14 protein-coding genes are annotated in these 15,679 nt (G+C 65.5%); 3 read left to right on the forward strand and 11 right to left on the reverse strand.

All coding sequences use genetic code 11. From position 1 onward, the window contains the following. Window positions 1-176: 176 nt before the first annotated feature. The 3 genes from JN302_RS09540 to JN302_RS09550 all read right to left on the reverse strand — a co-directional run bounded on the left by JN302_RS09540 (window position 177) and on the right by JN302_RS09550 (window position 2,184). Window positions 177-1,256, reverse strand: coding sequence for a 5-(carboxyamino)imidazole ribonucleotide synthase (locus JN302_RS09540; protein WP_202332709.1), 1,080 nt, complete (start codon window positions 1,254-1,256; stop codon window positions 177-179). A 17-nt stretch (window positions 1,257-1,273) separates the two neighbouring features. Next, window positions 1,274-1,771: a 5-(carboxyamino)imidazole ribonucleotide mutase gene (gene purE / locus JN302_RS09545; RefSeq protein ID WP_244743144.1), complete on the reverse strand. Its 498-nt coding sequence runs from the start codon at window positions 1,769-1,771 to the stop codon at window positions 1,274-1,276. Window positions 1,772-1,980: 209 nt separating this feature from the next. Continuing rightward, entirely contained in the window at window positions 1,981-2,184 is a 204-nt protein-coding gene (locus tag JN302_RS09550; protein ID WP_202311698.1) for a YdcH family protein, read from the reverse strand. 231 nt (window positions 2,185-2,415) lie between these two features. Here JN302_RS09550 and JN302_RS09555 point away from each other — a divergent pair, with 231 nt between their 5' ends. Further along, a complete protein-coding gene (locus JN302_RS09555) occupies window positions 2,416-2,592 on the forward strand; it encodes a YdcH family protein (protein WP_202311699.1) in 177 nt (58 codons plus the stop codon). A gap of 228 nt (window positions 2,593-2,820) precedes the next feature. On the opposite strand, the gene JN302_RS09560 is transcribed toward JN302_RS09555, so the two are convergent. From JN302_RS09560 to JN302_RS09590, 7 genes are all read right to left on the reverse strand, one after another. Further along, window positions 2,821-3,132 (reverse strand): hypothetical protein, encoded by a 312-nt coding sequence (locus tag JN302_RS09560; RefSeq protein WP_202332710.1) that lies wholly within the window; start codon window positions 3,130-3,132, stop codon window positions 2,821-2,823. A gap of 28 nt (window positions 3,133-3,160) precedes the next feature. Further along, window positions 3,161-4,462, reverse strand: a complete 1,302-nt coding sequence (locus JN302_RS09565; protein WP_202332711.1) for an HlyD family type I secretion periplasmic adaptor subunit — start codon at window positions 4,460-4,462, stop codon at window positions 3,161-3,163. A 1-nt stretch (window position 4,463) separates the two neighbouring features. Continuing rightward, window positions 4,464-6,227, reverse strand: a complete 1,764-nt coding sequence (locus JN302_RS09570) for a type I secretion system permease/ATPase (RefSeq protein WP_244846267.1) — start codon at window positions 6,225-6,227, stop codon at window positions 4,464-4,466. Window positions 6,228-6,334: 107 nt separating this feature from the next. Continuing rightward, complete coding sequence (locus JN302_RS09575) at window positions 6,335-9,049, reverse strand: beta strand repeat-containing protein (RefSeq protein ID WP_202332713.1); 2,715 nt, start codon at window positions 9,047-9,049, stop codon at window positions 6,335-6,337. A gap of 651 nt (window positions 9,050-9,700) precedes the next feature. Continuing rightward, a complete protein-coding gene (locus JN302_RS09580) occupies window positions 9,701-9,979 on the reverse strand; it encodes an ArsR/SmtB family transcription factor (RefSeq protein ID WP_202332714.1) in 279 nt (92 codons plus the stop codon). A gap of 30 nt (window positions 9,980-10,009) precedes the next feature. Beyond that, a complete protein-coding gene (locus JN302_RS09585) occupies window positions 10,010-11,257 on the reverse strand; it encodes an MFS transporter (RefSeq protein WP_202311706.1) in 1,248 nt (415 codons plus the stop codon). A gap of 88 nt (window positions 11,258-11,345) precedes the next feature. Next, window positions 11,346-11,543 (reverse strand): DUF1192 domain-containing protein, encoded by a 198-nt coding sequence (locus JN302_RS09590; RefSeq protein ID WP_202311707.1) that lies wholly within the window; start codon window positions 11,541-11,543, stop codon window positions 11,346-11,348. A 99-nt stretch (window positions 11,544-11,642) separates the two neighbouring features. On the opposite strand from JN302_RS09590, the gene JN302_RS09595 reads away from it, so the two are divergent. Both JN302_RS09595 and JN302_RS09600 read left to right on the forward strand, forming a co-directional pair. Further along, a complete protein-coding gene (locus tag JN302_RS09595; protein WP_202332715.1) occupies window positions 11,643-12,653 on the forward strand; it encodes an NAD(P)H-quinone oxidoreductase in 1,011 nt (336 codons plus the stop codon). Window positions 12,654-12,852: 199 nt separating this feature from the next. Further along, complete coding sequence (locus JN302_RS09600) at window positions 12,853-13,542, forward strand: DUF1013 domain-containing protein (protein ID WP_202332716.1); 690 nt, start codon at window positions 12,853-12,855, stop codon at window positions 13,540-13,542. Window positions 13,543-13,731: 189 nt separating this feature from the next. Here JN302_RS09600 and JN302_RS09605 read toward each other — a convergent pair whose 3' ends face one another. Further along, complete coding sequence (locus JN302_RS09605; RefSeq protein ID WP_244743148.1) at window positions 13,732-15,456, reverse strand: heparinase II/III family protein; 1,725 nt, start codon at window positions 15,454-15,456, stop codon at window positions 13,732-13,734. Window positions 15,457-15,679 lie beyond the last annotated feature (223 nt).

The raw sequence follows: 15,679 nt of genomic DNA on the forward strand, positions 1-15,679 counted from the left end.
GGTAGCGCAGCCGCTCGCGAGCGCGCCCTCACGAGCGCCGTAGCCGTTCTTCGATCCAGCGCAGCGGGACCATCTACTGGAAGGGCTAAGAGCGGCAGAAGTCCTTCGCCGCTCTATCCATCTGTCGTAGCTTCGGATTCGTCCCGAAACCGGCACCCACATTCGGATCCGACATTCTATACGCATCCTGTCAGACGCGTGAAATGCCCCATCTTGCGGCCGGGCCGCGCCTCCGCCTTGCCATAGAGATGCAGCACGAGGCCGGGTTCGGCGAGCAGTTCAGGCGTCCGCAGCACCTCGTCGCCGATCAGGTTCTCCATCTCGCAGTCGGAATGCCGGCGGGCGTCGCCGAGCGGGAGACCGGCGACTGCGCGGATATGCTGTTCGAACTGCGAGATCGCGCAGGCGGCTTCGGTCCAATGGCCGGAATTGTGGACGCGCGGGGCGATCTCATTCGCTAGCAGGCTGCCGTCGGCGAGTACGAAGAACTCGACCCCGATCACGCCGACATAATCGAGAGCCGTCAGTATGGCAAAGGCCGCCTCGCGCGCCGCATCGGCCGTGTCCGGTGAAATGCCGGCGGGCACGGTGGAGCGGTGCAGAATGCCGTCGCGGTGGACATTCTCGGCCGGGTCGTATGCCGCGAGCGCGCCGTCAAAGCCGCGTGCCGCGATGATCGAAATCTCGCGGGTGAAGGTCACCAGGCTCTCCAGGATGAGCGGCACGCCACCCATGGCGGCGACGGCGCCGGAGAGGACCTGGCCGTCGCCGGCAAGGAACAGGCGCTGGCCCTTGCCGTCATAACCCAGGCGCCGGGTTTTCAGGATGCCCGCTCCGTCGAACACGGCCAGCGCCTCGACCAACTGCGCATCGTCGTCAACGGGGCGGAACCCGGCAGTGGCGATGCCGATGCCGTTCAGGAAGGTCTTCTCAACGAGCCGGTCCTGAGCCGCTTCGAGTGCACGTGGCGGCGGAAAGACCGGTACGCTTGCGGCAAGCGTCGCCGCGGCTTCGACGGGGACGTTCTCGAATTCGTAGGTGACGACGGCACTCCGGCGGGCAAGCTCGGCCAGGGCGTCCGGACTGTCATAGGCGGCAACGATCTGGCCGTTCGCGGCCTGCGCGGCCGGGCAGTCCGCCTGCGGCTCGAGCACGATCGTCCGGTAGCCCAGGCGGGCCGCGGCCATCGCCAGCATCCGGCCAAGCTGACCGCCGCCCACGATGCCGATGGTCGCGCCGAGCGGAAGTGGCTTCATGCCTCGTCCGACGGGCTTCATGCCTCGTCCGACGGTCTGTCGGCCACCCTGGCGGTCTGCGCGGAGCGCCAGTCGTCGAGGCGGCCGGAGAGCGCGGGATCGGTAAGGGCGAGGACGGCGGCGGCGAGCAGGGCCGCGTTGACGGCGCCGGCCCGGCCGATGGCCAGGGTGCCGACCGGTATGCCTGCCGGCATCTGCACGATCGAGAGAAGCGAATCCTGCCCCGACAGCGCCTTGGATTCGACGGGGACGCCGAAGACCGGCAGCGGGGTGAGTGCGGCGGTCATGCCCGGCAGGTGCGCGGCGCCGCCGGCGCCCGCGAGGATCACCTTGAAACCAGCCTCCCTTGCGCCCCTGGCGAAGTCGTAGAGCCTTTCGGGCGTTCGGTGGGCCGAGACGATGCGCGCCTCGTGAGAGACGCCGAGCGCCTCGAGGGTCTCGGCGGCGTGTTTCATGGTCGCCCAGTCGGACTGGCTGCCCATGATGATCGCGACATCGGCGCGTTTGTGCTGCACCAGCAATTCCCCAGAAATCGTCAGCGGCGGCTTAGCCGAAATGCTTGTCGACCGCAACGGCACCGGGCGCTCCGCATCGGCCCGAAGATCGGAAATCGATTCCCGGAAAGCACGATGCGTATGCGGAAAAGTGTGGAGCGTCCGTTACGCGTCCAAATGGACGCGCGGCGCTCCAGGGTCGACCGAGAAGTGCGGCCGACGGGGCGTCGTCAGGCTATGATGTCGGGAATGATCCTGTCTTCCAGCGCTTTCAGCCGGTCCTTCAGCACCAGCTTCTTCTTCTTCATGCGCTGGATCTGCAGCGGGTCGCAACCCATGGCGATCATCGCGTTGATCGCGGCGTCGAAATCGGCGTGTTCCTGCTTCAAGCGCGCGAACTCGAGACGAATTTCGGCCTGTTCCTGTTCCGACATGCTTACCGTCTGCAGAGTCTCCGGCGCCCCGTCATGGCGCCACACCGGCGGGTCCGGAAACTTTCGAATCCGGCGCGGTGCTCTTACCACATTTCAAGGCGTCGGGAAATGCTACTACCGCACGTTCGACATTCATATGACTTGATGCCAGAGTGTCACAGTACCGTCACAGGCTGGCGGCGGGTGGGGCCGTGATGGTGCGTCGAGCAACCATGAAAGGGAGAGCCAATCATGTCTCTTGCATCCCATCTTGAGGAGCTGCAGCGGAAACACGGCGATATCGAACGCGAAATCGACGAGGCGATGGCCCATCCGTCGGTGGACGATCTCGAAATCGTGAATCTCAAGCGGCGCAAGCTGGCGCTCAAGGACGAGATTGAGAAACTGAGGTCGCGCACGACCCACTGACCCAGGGAGGTCCTCTTCCGCGTCGTTCCGGGAACGGGGCGAGGTTTCGAACGCGTTGAACGAAGAATGCAGAGCGTCGCTCCCGTGTCCTGAGGACACGGGGACGCTCTGCATCGTGCCAAATCGGACTTGCGGCCCGCGGCGAGCCGCGGTGCGGGTTTGGGGTAACACAATGGTCATTCTTGACTGACATCGCGGCGACCGATCTCGCCGTTCCATGCCGGGCCGTTACCCTTGCGCCGCCCGGGTCTCGATCTGATCAAGGATAAGGATAATCGCCCTGCCGCGACGCGTGACATCGTAGAAGAAGCCGCGCGGAAACCGCGACAGCCGGGATCGGGCGACGAGCCCGCCGTCCCCAGGCGCATCCGGCCGTTCGGCCATGACCTTGGGCGTGATGCCGGGCAGTTCGCGCAGCGTGAGGGGCAGGCTCGTCGTTTCGGGGAGGGGCGCCCAACTGGTCCGCCGAAAGGCCGACGGGACGTGGCTCCATGTCATCGACCATGCAGCGGGATCCAGCACACCGCCGGTGGCGGCCATGCTTGCGCCCTTGAGTTCATCCGGCCACCTACTCCCTGAATATGCGCTGAATCTGATCCCTGACCGGCCGCGTGAGATAGGCGAGCACGGTGCGGTCGCCCTTCGTGATGAATGTCTCGACGGGCATGCCGGGCACGAGCTTCAGGGCGGTGCCATTCCCGCCTGATGGCGCATCGACCGAAAGCTTCACCTGATAGTAGGCCCGGCCCGTCTTCTCGTCCGTCACCAGGTCCGGAGAGATCATCGTAACCTCACCCGCTCCGTCCCGGAGGTTGGGATCAGCGAACGCGCTGAAGCGAACGACCGCCTTCTGCCCGATGCGCAGTTCCTCGATCTCGCGCGGCTCGATCTGTGCGTCCACCACAAGCTGGTCGTCCTCGGGCACAATCAGCATGGCGACCTCGCCGGCGCTTATGACGCCGCCGACCGTAAAGACGCTGAGCTGGTGCACCTTCCCGGACACCGGCGCGCGAATCTCGATTCGCGAGAGGCGCACGGTTGCCGCGATCTTACGCTCGACGTTCTCATTGATCTTGTTGCGCACTTCGGCGAGTTCGCTCACGACCTCCGAGTGGAAGTCGTCGTTCAGGCGCACGATTTCGACCCTTTTCTCGGCGATCGATCCGCGGGCGGTCGCGATGTCCGAAACCAGCTTGCCGCTTTCGCCGGCGATGCGCGTGCGGTCCCGATCCAGCGCAACGAGGCGCGGAAGCGGCACCAGCTTCCTTTCATAGAGCTCGCGCACGCCTTCGAGTTCCGTGCCAATCAGCGTCAGCTCTTCTTCTCGCGCTGCGCGCTGCGCCGTAAGGCCTTCGATCAGCGACTCGAGCTGCGCGATCTGCTCGGAGAGTTGGGTCTCGGCGGTCTCATGCGCACGCTTGCGGCTTTCGAAGATGATGCGCTGGCCCTCGATCGAATCCCTGGCGTCAGGGTTCGATCGCGCCACGTTCTCCAGTTCCAGGGGGAACGCCACCTCGACCAAGCCGTCGCGCTCGGCGACCAGCCGGGCTTGCTGGGCGCCAAGTTCGTCGAGCGCCTTGGATACGATGGCGAGATCGGCGCGCAGGATCGTATCGTCCAGCACTATCAGCAGGTCGCCGGCACCGACATGGGCGCCTTCGCGCACCTCGAGCCGGGCGACGACGCCTCCCTCTGGGTGCTGGACCTTCTTGGCGTTGCTGTCGACGGCGATGCGCCCGGGAGCGATCACAGCGCCGGATATCTCGGCCATCGCCGCCCATGTGCCCAACCCGCCGAGCAGGCCGAACACGATCAGCAGGCCGAAGATCGCGTGGTTGCGGATGGAGCCATCGTTGCGCTTGGCGGTCATGTCAACGGCTCGCATGGCTCAGGACCCTCACATTGCTTGGGCGTTCGGACGCGATGGCGGATTCCGCTGCTTCGCTCATCGTGCCGACCTGTCCCAAAACCTCTTCCTTCCGTCCGAACGCCATCTGCTTGCCGTCGGAGATGACGACCAGCTTGTTGACTGCCGCCAGGGCGCTCCGGCGATGGGCTATGACCACGACAATGCCGCCCCGAGCCCTGATGCCGGCCAGCGTGCGCCCGAGCGCGATCTCGCCGTCGCCATCGAGGTTGGAGTACGGCTCGTCGAGAACGACGACAAAGGGATCGCCGTAGATCGCGCGCGCCAGCCCAATCCTTTGGCGCTGGCCGGCGGAGAGCTGGAGGCCGCCTTCGCCAATCCTGGTGTCGTAGCCTCTGGGGAGCTTCAGGATCATGCGGTGGATGTCGGCGAGCTGCGCAGCCCTAACCACGGCCTGGTCGGCTCGGTCGGGATCGAAGCGCGCGATGTTTTCCGCGATCGTGCCGTCGAACAGCTCGACATACTGCGGCAGGTAACCGATCGCTGCGCCGCGATCTTCGGCCGAGTATTGCGCGATTGGAGCGCTGTCGAGGGTGACCTCGCCGTGCACGGCCGGCCAGACGCCGGTGATGGCACGTACCAGGGTCGTCTTGCCGGAACCCGAGGGGCCGATGATCCCGAGACCATCGCCCGCCTGCAACGAAAGCCTGACCCCAGAAAGGGTTGCGACGCGTGTTCCCGGCGGCGCGACATAGGCGTCGTCGACTTCGAGACGCGCGTGCGGTGCGGGCAGGCGGGTCGTTGGCTCTCGAACGTCACTTTCTGCCAGGGAGCGCTGGAGGCGCTTCGCGGCGAGGCGCGCGGCAACGAAGTACCGCCACTGCGAAACGGCCATGTCGATCGGCGCGAGGGTGCGAGAGGCGAGGATCGACGCGGCGATGATCGTGCCCATCGTTATGTCGCCGCGGATCGCGAGCCAGGCGGCTAGGGCCAGCACCAGCGATTGCAGAAGCACCCGCAGCGCCCGCACCGCCGAACTCATGCCCGTTGCGCGGTCGCTGCCTTTCTGGACGACCGACAGGAAGTCCAGCGTCACGACTTCGAAGCGCCGCTCGAAGCGCGCGCGCAGGTTCATGGTCGCGAGCACCTCGGCGTTCTGCCGCGTGCGGTCGACCAGGTTTTGACGCTGCGCCGCCGTTCGGGCGTTGTTTCTGGCGGCTGCCCGTCCCCGGACTTCGCCCCAGACGGCAAGCAGCGAGACGGTCGTCGCGCCGCCGACCGTCAGCCAGCCAAGCCAGGGGTGGAACAGGAAGCTGATCAGGAGGTAGAGCGGCATCCACGGCAGGTCGAACAGCGCAGCCGGGCCGGGCGTCGCGAAGAACTGCCTGATCTGGTCGAGGTCGCGGACGGGGTCGCCGCGCTCGCCATTTACCGCCGTCGTCGGCGCTGTGGCCGAGCGGAACGCAAGGCCGGAAAGATCTTCATCCAGGCGGCGGCTGACGCGGGTCAGCATGCGCGTGCGCACGGTCTCGAGCACGGCTTGCACGCTATAGAGGAAGGCAACGATCACCACGAGCGCGACGAGCGTGTCGACGCTGCCGCTCGGCAGGACGCGGTCATAGACCTGGAGCATGAAAAGGGAGCCGGTCAACGTCAGCACGTTGATCGCGCCGGAATAGAAGGCAATGAAGGTAAGCGCCGCGCGGGAGCGAGCGAGGGCGGTCGAGAACGGGTTCTTGCTCGAGCCCGAGGAGATTGAGGGTGTCACGGAGTTCCCCATAAGAACCGAAACGTGAATCTAGTTGCGTTCGGGAAGCCGGGGCGCCCTCGATGTCGAGGCGCCCCGGCGATTGGCGGTGTTTCCTGCGTCACCGCCTACTGGATCACGATGTTGTCGCCCGCTCCGCCATCGAGGACGTCGAGGCCGAGGCCGCCGATCAGCACATCGTCGCCGTCGCCGCCGGTCAGCACGTCGTTGCCGTCGCCGCCGACGAGGACATCGTTGCCGTTGCCCCCGTTTGCGGTGAGCTGGATAGCCCCGGCCGCGAGGCCGGAGGCTTCGATCACGTCGTCGCCGCCGAGACCATTGATAACGATCCGGTCGTTCGCGGCCTCGAAGCCCGTGATGTTGATTGCGGCACCGAGACCCAGAATGGTCACTCCGTTGGCATCGCCGACAACCAGGATCACGTCGTCGCCGTTGGTGGCGTCGATACTGACCGTGTCGGCTCCGCTGAGCGCAGGGGATTCGGCGAGGTTGATGTTGATCTCGGTCACATCCGTGCCGCTGAGATCACCAATGCGGATCAGGTCGGCACCGCCGAGCGCGTTGAAGTCGATGCTCTCGACGTCGTTCAGGTCCATCGTCACGGCGGCGACGTTGCGGAAGAATGTGGTCCGTCCGCCATTGGCCGTGATGTCGATGATCTCATTCACGTTGGCACCGTTGAACAGCATCGTGTCGAAGCCCGCCTGGCCCTCGAGGGTGTCGTTGTCGTCGCCCGGGTTCCAGACGAAGGTGTCATCGCCGGCGCCCATCAACGCCAGGTCGTTGCCGTCGCCACCATTGAAGAGGTCGTCGCCCTCGCCGCCGAGCAGCACGTCGGCGCCAAGCCCGCCATTCATGGTGAGCTTGATGCCGTCGGCCTCGAGGCTCGTGGCGTCGATCACGTCGTCGCCGCCTTGCCCGTTGAGGACGAGCCGATCGTTGGCCGCCTCCGGGGAGAAGATGTTCACTCCAGCCTGCAGGCCGAACACGGTGACGCCTCCGGCATCGCCTGCCGCGCCGAACACATCGGCGCCCTGCGTCCCGTTGACGGTGATGGTATCGGCCGCGCCGTCGCCACCCCCGTTCGGTCCGCGAAGGTCGATGCCGATCTTCTTCACATCCGTGCCGCTCAGGTCGCCGACGACGATGTTGTCGACGCCGCCGAGTGCGCTGAAGTCGATGTTCTCGACGTCATTGAGGTCCATCGTCACATTGGCGACATCGCGAAGGAACAGGGCCCGTCCGCCGTTTGCCACGATGTTGATGTTCTCGGAGGCGTTCGAGCCGAAGAACCGCATCGTATCGTCGCCTTCCTGGCCCTCGATCGTGTCGTTGCCGTCGCCCGGGTCCCACTGGAAGACGTCGTCGCCGGCGCCCATGAGCGCAACATCGTTGCCGTTGTCGCCGAAGACGAAGTCGTTGCCGGCGCCGCCCAGGATCGTGTCCGCGCCCTGGCTCCCGCGAATGGTGTCGTCGCCGGCGCCGCCATCCAGCGTCAGCTTGATGACGCCGGCCGGCAGCGTCGTGGCCGTGATGGCGTCATCCCCGCCGAGGCCGTTGATGACCAGCGAATCGTTGGCGCCCTCCGAGTTCGAGATGTTCACCCGTGCGGCAAGGCCGACGACCGAGACCGAGGTCCCGCTTCCGACGACGTCGATGATGTCGTTGCCGTTCGTCGCATTGGTGGTGACAACGTCTGCCGCAGCGTCGCCCGACGTGCCGCCGACCGTGCCGGCGAGGTTCACATTCACCTCCACCACATCGGTTCCCGAAAGGTCGTTCACCGTCACGCTGTCCGTTCCGCCGAGTGCGTTGAGATCGATCCGCTCGACGTCGTCGAGATCCATGACGATGTTGCCGAGATTGCGCGTGAACAGAACCCGGCCGCCATTGGCCGAGGCGGCAAAGAGTTCGGAGCCGGCGCTGCCGTTGAACAGCATCGTGTCGGTTCCGTCCTCGCCTTCGACGATATCGCTGCCGTCGCCGGGGTCCCACTGGAACACATCGTTGCCGGCGCCCAGGCGGATGGTGTCGTTCCCTTGCTGTCCGTCGATGAAGTCGTTGCCGTCGCCGCCGAGCAAAAGGTCGTTGCCATTGCTGCCCAAGATCGTGTCGTCGCCCGCGCCGCCGTCGACGGTGACGTTGACGAGCGCCGCCAGATTGCCGGTGGCGCTAAATTTGTCGTTGCCGCCATTCATGTTGAGGACGAGGTTTTCGGTCGTGCCGATATCGATGGAGAACGGCGCAGGATCGAGCCGGTCGAAGCGCACCCGCGTGCCGTTCGCCGTCAGGCTGAAGGCCTCGCCACCGCCGCCGCCGTTTACCTCGGTGACGTCGGTGTTGCCGCCGCCCTCATTCAGGTCGGTGTCGTCGCCCGGGTTCCAGATCATGCGGTCATTGCCGCTCTCGCCGAACACCTGGTCGTCGTCGTTGCCGCCAGTGAGGGTGTCATCGTCGGCGCCGCCGAACAGGAAGTCGGAGCCGCTCTTGCCGAGCAGAACGTCGTTGCCGCTCTGGCCAAACAGCATGTCGTTGCCCGAACCGCCGGTGATGATGTCGTTGCCTGCGCCGCCGAACAGATTGGCCCTGGGCAGCGCGCCATTCGATTCATCGAGGGTGATCGTGTCGTTGCCGTTCTGGCCGAACGCCTGGATCAGCACGGTGTTGGCGACGCTCGGCGTACCGCCGATTATGGCGACCGCCCCGCCATTGACCAGGATCTGGCCGGCGGCGTTGCGGCTGATGACGATATTGTTGTCGAGATTGTCCCCGAACACCGTCAGAACGCCGGTGGTGGGACTAAAAAAGGCAGTTACAGCCATTGCATGTCCTTCCTTGCTTGGCGCCAGGGCGCCTGTTCCCGGCGATAGGTCGCCACGACGCCGGACGAGCGAGATTTGCAACCGGTGGCGGCTTTGGAGGATGCCCGATGGGAGACGCTTGCTCGTCCGGCATCCTGAAAGACCTTAGCAGTGACGTGTATCGGGTGTTTTTCCGGCGCCGTTGAGAAGTGTTTCATTCGTTTCAGGTTAATCAGGGCAGTGTGCCGCGGTGTTACAAGCTGACTTCGACCAAGGCGGTGGGGCGCACTTGTTGCGGAATAGCAAGAGGTAATCCGCACAGCCGTCGGCCGGGCTTGATCCATGTCCAAATCTTCCCCTTGAGGCGTGGCTCCGACTGGTGCGGCAGAGCGAACGCCATGCCGTTCAAGCCGCGCCTACCGGCGTCGAGGACGGCTGCGGTGCTTCGGGCACGCCGTTGAGAATGAAAGGGTGGGCGGAAAGACGATAGCGCCGACTGTCCTGCTGCGCGTCGACACGGACGGATCGGTCCTACGATCGTGTCAAATCTCTAGCAGCGGTGCGTTCCATCGACAAATCTGCCCCTGCTGCGTGAGGCGTCGTGATGCGCTCGCGGAAGCTGCAGATCAATCATTTGGCGACGCAGGGGTGCGTGCCCCACGCCGCAACGGTCTATACGCCGTTCGTATCTCCGTCCCAGAACTGATCGAGCCAGATGTTGAGGCGCAGGAAGCCTTCCGTGCTGATGGCGTAGACGCGGCGCGTGCCTTCCGGTCTGGCGCTGACCAGCCCTGCATCCAGCAGGACCTTGAGATGCTGGGAAACGGCGGGCCGCGACACCGGCAGGCCTGCTGCGAGTTCGTTCACCGTCTTGGGGCCGCGGCGCAGTTCTTCGAGAAGAAATCGCCGGTTCGGATCTGAGATGGCCACAAAAGCATCGTCGAGGATCATGCCTCCTTTTGCGGCAGCACTTCAGGAATATCAACTGCCCTCGTCGGCCTGGGTGCGAGGATCGAGCCGCAATGCTTCCGGCGTCACGGCACGTTCTGCCGGCAAGGTCTTGAATGCTTCGCGTTCTTCGAGGGGGACGGGCGCCCGGCGGCCTATGCGCAGCACCGCGTAGCCGGCGAGCGCGAAGTGGGCGAAGGCGGTGGCCAGGAACAGGCCTTCCGGCGACAGGAGCCCCATGAGACCGGCGCCCAGAAGCGGGCCGATCATCGTGCCGAAGCCGTAGAGCAGGAGCAGCCCGCCGGAGACCTTCACGAAATCGGCGGCATCGGCGTGATCGTTGGCATGGGCGACCGCGATCGAATAGAGCGTGTAGGCGAGCGCCCCATAGGCCGCGGTCATGACGATGACGAGCGAGCCGATGCGCGGCGCAGCCAGGAAGATGGAAACGCCGATGACGGCCGCGCCCAGTGCCGCGGCGGCAAGCACATAACGACGGTCCGTCCTGTCGGAGATGCGCCCGGCCGGCAGCTGGAGTGCGCCGCCGGCGACGACCACGAGGCTCATCATCAGGGCGATCTCCGCCGTCGAAAGATCGATGCGCGCGCCATAGACCGCGCCGAGCGTGCCCCAGGCGCCGTTGGCGACGCCGACCAACAGGCAACCGACGAAGGCGACCGGCGAATTCGCGTAGAGGCCCTTGAGGTCGAGCGACACGTCCTGCAGGGGCTTGGGATGGGCCTGGGTGGAGACGGCTGTCGGGATCAGCGAGCAGCAGAACAAGATGCCGGTCACCATGAACAGAGAGGCCGCGCCGACATCACCGACCGCGACAATCATCTGGCCGGCCATGATCGAGGTGTAGGTGACCATCATATAGAGGCCGAATACCCGGCCGCGGTTCTCGTTGGTGGCCTTTTCGTTCAGCCAGCTTTCGATCACCATGAAGGCGCCGGCCATGGTGAAGCCGGTGCAGGCGCGAAGCAGAATCCAGAAATACTCATCGATCAGCAGCCCCGTGAGCAGCGCGATGATGGCCCCCGACGCGGCGAAAGCGCCGAAGGCCCTGACATGGCCGGCCCGGCGCACGAGCCGCGGCGCGAAAAAGCACCCGGCGACAAAACCGGCTGCCCAGGCCGTTCCCATCAGGCCCAGCGCGGCGGTCGAGAATCCTTCGAGCTGCCCGCGCAGCGGCAGCAAGAGCCCGTGAAGGCCGGTGGCGGCGAGCAGGAAGGCGGTGCCGCGCAGGAGCGAAATGATCGGGCGGTAGGCAACGAACATACGGCGATCCGGCAAGCGATTCGGGAACGGATGTTGCCTGACAATACAGGCTTTCAGGCTTTTCGGCGGCGCGCCGGCGGCATCGGCTTCAAGTTTCGCGTCGGAACAGCGCCTCCGCCGCCGCCTTCGTCGCACCCTTGCTCTTCAGTTCGGCTTCAAGCCGGGTTATCTCGGCCTTGAGCTGACCGATCCGCTCGGTGAGTTCGCCGACCGAAAGAAGCGACAGATCCTGGCCGATCTCATGGACACGCTGCTTTTTGACGGGTTCCTCGTCGAAGATCGCCATCTCGCTTCTCCGGTTTGATTGTTCCGCCCGTGACAATACATAGTCGGGAAACAATGACGCAAATATGCCGCCGACAGGCGAAACAGGGATGGTGAGAGGATGGCGCAAGCACAGAAAATTCCCGACAGGATGACGGCCATCGCCATTTCGGTGCCGGGCGGGCCGCGTGTCCTGAAGCCGGAGAAAAGGGACGTGCCGGAGCTCGGCCAGGGGGAGATCCTCATCCGGGTCCGCGCAGCCGGGGTGAACCGGCCGGATGTGCTGCAGCGCAAGGGCGCATATCCGCCGCCGGCGGGCGCGTCGGACCTGCCGGGCCTGGAAGTGTCGGGCGAGGTCGCCGCCCTTGGCGAAGGCGTGTCGCGCTGGCGTGTCGGCGACGAAGTCTGTGCCCTGACGCCGGGCGGCGGCTATGCCGAATATGCCAAGGTGCACGAGACCAACGCGCTGCCGCTGCCGGCGGGTTTCACCTTCACCGAGGCCGCCGCGCTTCCCGAGACGTTCTTCACCGTGTGGCACAACGTCTTCGAGCGCGGCGCGCTGACGAAGGGCGAGACCTTCCTCGTCCATGGCGGAAGCTCGGGCATCGGCACCACGGCGATCCAGCTCGCTTCGGCCTTCGGTGCCCATGTGCTGGCGACCGCCGGTTCCGACGAGAAATGCGCCGCCTGCCTGAAGCTCGGCGCCGACCGCGCGATCAACTATCGGAACGAGGATTTTGTCGCCGCGACCAAGGAGGCGACCGGCGGCCGCGGCGCCGATCTGATCCTCGACATGGTTGGCGGCGACTATGTCGCGCGTAACTATGATGCCGCGGCGGTCGACGGCCGCATCGTGCAGATCGCCACCCAGGGCGGGGCGATCGCCAGTGCCGATTTCGCCAAGCTGATGGTCAAGCGCCTCACCCATACCGGCTCGACGCTGCGGCCGCGCACGGTCGAGTTCAAGGCAGGCGTAGCGGCAGCTCTTGAGGCGCAGGTCTGGCCCCTGCTCGCCAGCCGTCGCATCGCGCCCGTCATGGACATGATCTTCCCTCTGCGCGAGGCCTGGCGTGCCCATGAGCGCATGGAGGAAGGCGAGCATGTCGGAAAGATCGTGCTCGACGTTACTTGAGCGAATAGCGAGTAGCGAATAGCGAGTAGGGGGAAAGGCCGCAGGCTCCCAATTCCCTACTCGCTATTCGCTATTCGCTTTTGCTAAATCGTTGCGAATGAGGAGCGGAACCGCTATATGACTCCGTGATTTCCCCATTTTGGTGGCTTCCATCCACCGCTCGCGCCAGGGACGCGAGCGAACGAGAGGATTTTACTCCATGGCCAACACGCTTCTGATGCCCAAGGCGACCGCCGTCTGGCTCGTCGACAACACCGCGCTCTCCTTCGACCAGATCGCCCAATTCTGCACGCTGCATCCGCTGGAGGTGAAGGCGATCGCCGACGGCGAGTCCGCGCAGGGCATCAAGGGCATGGACCCGATCATGACCGGCCAGCTGACGCGCGACGAGATCGCCAAGGGCGAGAAGGACCCCAACTACCGGCTGAAGCTTTCCGAGCCCAAGGTTCGTGTGCCGGAATCGAAGCGGAAGGGTCCCCGCTACACGCCGCTGTCGAAGCGCCAGGACCGGCCGAACGCCATCCTGTGGCTGGTGCGCAACCATCCGGAGCTGAAGGACGCGCAGATCTCGCGCCTCGTCGGCACCACCAAGTCGACGATCGAGCAGATCCGCGAACGCCGCCACTGGAACTCGTCGAACCTCGTGCCGATGGATCCGGTGACGCTCGGCCTCTGCTCGCAGGTCGACCTCGACATCGAGGTCCAGCGCGCATCGCACGGCAAGCAGCCGGCCGCCCCGGTCGGCGATACGCTGCTGCCGGCCGCACTCACCGAACGCCTGGCACCGGAAGCCGAAAGGCACGACGACGAGGAGCGCGAACTCGACCCCAACGCGGTCTTCGCCAAGCTCTCCTCGCTCAAGGCGAAGCAGGACGAAGACGAGGAATAGGCCGCATAGCGGCTCTCCGATCGGCATCGCCGGCAAACCAGCCCCGCTCCGGCGGGGCTTCCTGCATCGGAACATCAGGGCCTGCAACGTGTTGCGTGAAGACGGATTCGCGCAACACACTGCAGGTCTTTGATTTGACGCATGTCTTTGTCCCGAAACCGGTACCCGCTTTCGGGAGACATGCTTTGGTCAACGTCTGGCCTGCTGCGCGGCGGTGCCGATGCGCAGCATGCGCCAGCGCATCTCCGGCACTTCGGAGGCCTTGAAGCTGATTACGATCTGGCGTGAGCGCCGCGGCCCGGAGAGGCCGGCGAAGAAGATCGATTCCTCGATCGTGGGCTGGACGCCGTTCGCCATGAAGCGCCAGCTGTCCATGCCGGGCGCGGTCAGGATCAAGCGGCCCGACTCGTCACGCAACAGGCTGACATCGGGATGCAGGTGGAAGCGCAGCGTCACCACATCGCGGCCATTGTTGCGGGGCAGGACGCCCTTGGCGCCGAAGAAACGGTCGGCGCCGTCGAGCTGGTTGCCGTCCTGCGACAGAAGCATCTCGCGCTCGTGGTAGAGGCCGAAGCGGCCGAGATAGCCGTCATGGCTTGCGACGAAACCCTGCTTGCCGTCCTGGTCGGTGCGTTCGCAAGGCACTTCCTTCGGGCCGCCGACGAGGGGCCGGCCGATGAGGTCGTTGACGCTGGACGAATGGGTGAAGCGCGCCGACGAGGTGTCGTTGAGGGTTGCCGTCGAATGCGCTGCAGTGGCCCTCGCCAGGGGCCGGAAGTCGTCGGCTCCGAACGTGTCGACCCCGCTGTTGACGACATAGAGCTGGCGCCCAGACGACATCTCGAAGGAGAGGCATCCGGCATGAGCGTCTTCCGACAGTTCGGCTGCCGGAGGCGCGCCGGTGTCGGCGATGACAGTGACGCCGCCGGTCGATAGCCGCTCATAGCCCGAATGCGGGGCGTGCAGTAGCGGCGCGCCGACCGTGTCGTCGTGGCGCAGGATCGCGGCGATGCGGTCGTGGATGGTCACCCCCATGCCGTTGAAACGGGCGAGGCTGCCGTCCTGGTGGCGGAAGAAACGCAGTGCCGGCAGCATGCGATCGATGGCGCCGAGCAATGCGGGAGGTGGCGACTCCGCCTGGTTGGCGTAGGTCTGGCGCAGCGGCAGCAGGTCGGCGAGCAGTTCCATCACCACCGAAGGGTTGCGCGAGACATGGCCGCCATCCGGCAGAATCTGCTGTTCCAGCTCCTCCGACAGGTTGCGCGTGGCGTTGCGCAGTGCCGAGGCGGGAGCGGGCAGAGAGAGATTGGCGAATGCCAGGGCGATCCTGGCGCGCAGCCTTTCGCTGCCGTCGGGCATTTCGGGCGCCATGGAGCGCAGATAGCGGATCTGGATGGCGAGCGACTTCAGGAACGCCCGGTAGAAGGGGAATTCGGCGCCTTGCAGTACGACCGAGGAATGCTGCAACCAGGCGATGATGCGGCGCGCGGTGACGGCGGGATCCCAGGCGAGGCCAGCTATGCGGCCGCCATGGATGGCGATCCAGTCGGACACCAGCGCCCGCGCATTGGCCGAAGCCAGCTCGGTGCCCGCGGCGCGCATATGGCGCAGCCAGCGGAAGCCGTGCAGCGACTTCTGCCAGCCGCGATTGGCGACCTCGATCTGGAAGGGTGACTGGCCGCCGGTCTCGACCAGATGGCCGGATAAAGGGAAGCGTCCGTAGTAGATCTCTATGGCGATCTGCGGATCGGCCAGCCGCAGGTCCGGCGGAGCGATGAGCACGCGTTCGGGTGTGCGGCCGGTGAACCGCCAGCGATAGACCGGGCCGGCGCGCAGGCGCCGGCGCGTGCGGCGCCACAATTCGCGCGCCACAAGCCCCCACAGACGCGGTGAGCCGCCCGCCGCGTTCGCCAAGAAGATCCCTCCTGCTCCCGTCTCCGCCACCCCGGACAAGGCTTTCCGGAGCGACGGGCCAAGGGCCGCTCCTATTGGAGGATTTGCTGTTCCCATCTGTTTCGTCGACATCGGCGTTCGGGAACTCAAATCCAAAACAAAAATCAGAAACAACAAGTTACCTGGTCGGCGTCGTCGCCCTTCGGGGACTTGACGTGGAATCGGACGCGGCCAGTTTGGTTGA

Source organism: Mesorhizobium sp. L-8-3 (genome assembly GCF_016756615.1).
GTDB lineage: Bacteria > Pseudomonadota > Alphaproteobacteria > Rhizobiales > Rhizobiaceae.

Excerpts from the sequence above, each read along its gene's own strand:
- JN302_RS09565 (WP_202332711.1), bottom strand. The coding sequence starts at position 4,462 with ATGACCGCCAAGCGCAACGATGGCTCCATCCGCAACCACGCGATCTTC.
- JN302_RS09595 (WP_202332715.1), top strand. The coding sequence starts at position 11,643 with ATGGCGCAAGCACAGAAAATTCCCGACAGGATGACGGCCATCGCCATT.
- JN302_RS09600 (WP_202332716.1), top strand. The coding sequence starts at position 12,853 with ATGGCCAACACGCTTCTGATGCCCAAGGCGACCGCCGTCTGGCTCGTC.
- JN302_RS09580 (WP_202332714.1), bottom strand. The coding sequence starts at position 9,979 with ATGATCCTCGACGATGCTTTTGTGGCCATCTCAGATCCGAACCGGCGA.
- JN302_RS09590 (WP_202311707.1), bottom strand. The coding sequence starts at position 11,543 with ATGGCGATCTTCGACGAGGAACCCGTCAAAAAGCAGCGTGTCCATGAG.
- JN302_RS09585 (WP_202311706.1), bottom strand. The coding sequence starts at position 11,257 with ATGTTCGTTGCCTACCGCCCGATCATTTCGCTCCTGCGCGGCACCGCC.
- JN302_RS09550 (WP_202311698.1), bottom strand. The coding sequence starts at position 2,184 with ATGTCGGAACAGGAACAGGCCGAAATTCGTCTCGAGTTCGCGCGCTTG.
- JN302_RS09575 (WP_202332713.1), bottom strand. The coding sequence starts at position 9,049 with ATGGCTGTAACTGCCTTTTTTAGTCCCACCACCGGCGTTCTGACGGTG.
- JN302_RS09555 (WP_202311699.1), top strand. The coding sequence starts at position 2,416 with ATGTCTCTTGCATCCCATCTTGAGGAGCTGCAGCGGAAACACGGCGAT.
- JN302_RS09560 (WP_202332710.1), bottom strand. The coding sequence starts at position 3,132 with ATGGCCGCCACCGGCGGTGTGCTGGATCCCGCTGCATGGTCGATGACA.
- JN302_RS09540 (WP_202332709.1), bottom strand. The coding sequence starts at position 1,256 with ATGAAGCCACTTCCGCTCGGCGCGACCATCGGCATCGTGGGCGGCGGT.